The organism is Corallococcus sp. AB049A (assembly GCF_003668885.1).
In the GTDB taxonomy this organism is placed as follows: Bacteria; Myxococcota; Myxococcia; order Myxococcales; family Myxococcaceae; genus Corallococcus; species Corallococcus interemptor.
This window is the reverse complement of sequence record NZ_RAWL01000741.1, coordinates 1-2030: the sequence shown is the minus strand read 5'-3', so window position 1 is coordinate 2030 and position 2030 is coordinate 1. Positions and strand designations below refer to the sequence as shown.

The 2030-nt window shown below is 67.4% G+C and carries 1 protein-coding gene; it reads left to right on the top strand.

The window, feature by feature from the left end; translation table 11 throughout:
* Positions 1 to 34: 34 nt before the first annotated feature.
* Positions 35 to 1690 (top strand): cytochrome-c peroxidase, encoded by a 1656-nt coding sequence (locus D7X55_RS38905; RefSeq protein ID WP_121725668.1) that lies wholly within the window; start codon positions 35 to 37, stop codon positions 1688 to 1690.
* The last annotated feature ends 340 nt before the right edge of the window (positions 1691 to 2030 follow it).

The window sequence follows — 2030 nt, the reverse complement described above, 5'->3', positions numbered from 1 at the left end:
AGATGTGGTATAAGAGACAGCCCCCGCGCCCGTGATGGCGGCGCCCGCGGCCGCGGCGACGAGCGAGAAGGCGGAGGAGGCCGCCATGTTGGAGAAGGCCGCGGCAGGAACCGCGCTGGCGCTCTCCACGGTGGGCATTGAAGCCAACACCACGGGCCTGGAGGCGCGCAGCGCGTCCACGCTGCCGCCGGGAGGCTACGACTTCATGCGCATCCTGCCCCTGCGAGCGGAGAAGGTGCCCGCGCCGAAGGGGCTGCACATCACCAACATGCCGGCGGCGGTGCAGTTGGGCAAGGCGCTGTTCTGGGACGTGCAGATCGGCTCGGACGCGCAGAGCGCGTGCGCGACCTGTCACTTCAAGGCGGGAGCGGATGACCGCACGTTCAACACGCTGAACCCGGGCATCGACGGCATCTACGCGAGCGGCGGAGTCACGGCGGCGGGCCAGCAGTTCACGCCGTCGAACGTGACGAACAACGACCGGGTGGGCTCCCAGGGCACGGTGCGAGCCACCTTCCTCGGCATCAACCCGGACCTGACGCAGTCGACCGACATCTGCCAGCAGGTGTCGGCCTTCCCGTGGTACACCGAGCGCCGGGTGGGAGCACGCAACAGCCCGACGATGATTGGAGCGGTGTACTTCCGCGAGCTGTTCTGGGACGGCCTGGCCACGCACGTCTTCAACGGCCGGGACCCCTTCGGTCACCTGGGCAACGGCAACGGCCCGTACACGGTCGAGAACGTGGCCCTGGCGTCACAGGCGGTCGCGCCGCCGGTGGACGAGTTCGAGATGACCTGCACGGGCCGTCCGTTCAACGGACCGAACAGCCTGGGCACGAAGCTGCTGCCGCGAGGAGCGCTGCGCCTGCAGCACGTGGCGACGAACGACAGCGTGCTGGGGCCCCTGGCGAACCCCGCGGGCCCGGGTCTCATCTGCGACGGAGTCCCGTGCACGTACAAGGAGCTCATCCTGCGCGCCTTTGGCCCCACGCTGACGAACAACGCGGAGGCGGAGTTCTCGCTCATCGTCGGTGAAGCGCTCTACGCGTATCAGGCGACGCTGGTGCCGGACCGCACGCCGCTGGACAAGTTCCTGGAGGGCAACATCACGGCGCTGACGCTGAACCAGCTCCACGGCTTCGGAGTCTTCCTGGGGCCCGCGCGCTGCAACACCTGCCACAACGGAGGTCTGCTCTCGGACGCCAGCTGGCGTGCGTACCAAGTCGCGGGCTCGCTGAACGCGGACGGAGGAGACCAGGGCTTCCACAACCTGGGCCTGCGTCCGCCCAACGAGGACCCGGGCCGAGGCCGCCTGGGAGCGCAGGGAGTCCCGGTGTCCATCAGCGGTTCGCCCTTCGACCTGGGAGCCTTCAAGACGCCCACGCTGCGAAACATCAAGCTGACGGCCCCGTACTTCCACCAGGGAGGCAAGGCCACGCTGAACGACGTCATCGACTTCTACGCCCAGGGAGGCCGCGACGTACCGAACCCGCAGACCACCAGCCTGCTGCAGCCCTTCACCCTCACGACCGCCCAGCGAGGCGCGCTCCTCGACTTCCTGACGAACGCGCTGACGGACTGCCGCGTGGAGAAGGAAAGGGCGCCGTTCGATCACCCCGAACTGCCGCTGCCCAACCGCCCGAGCGGATTGCCGGCGGTGGGCGCCACGGGAACGGGTAGCTGCCCGTAGTTCTCTGGGCCCCCCGGGTGACGAAGCAGGTCGCCCGGGTGGTTGTCGCATATTTGGTGCGCAGTTCCGATTAGGGGGTTGCTATGGAAGTTGGGGGGTTCTGGTCTTGTGAAAAGCCTCCTCGGCGGTTCCCCCTCAGCTTCTTGGTGCCCAGCTCAAAATGCCAGCCAGGCATAACTAACACTCAGGACGGTGCATTGATGGCGCACCTCCGCGGAACCTGTCAACGTGAGTGAGACAGCGAGTTCGTGAGATTACTGCGCAACCTCCAGTGAGTTGGCCAACCGGGCGGGGTTGTTGATCCAGACGGCACTCGGCAGCGTCTGCGGCTTGGGTGGGC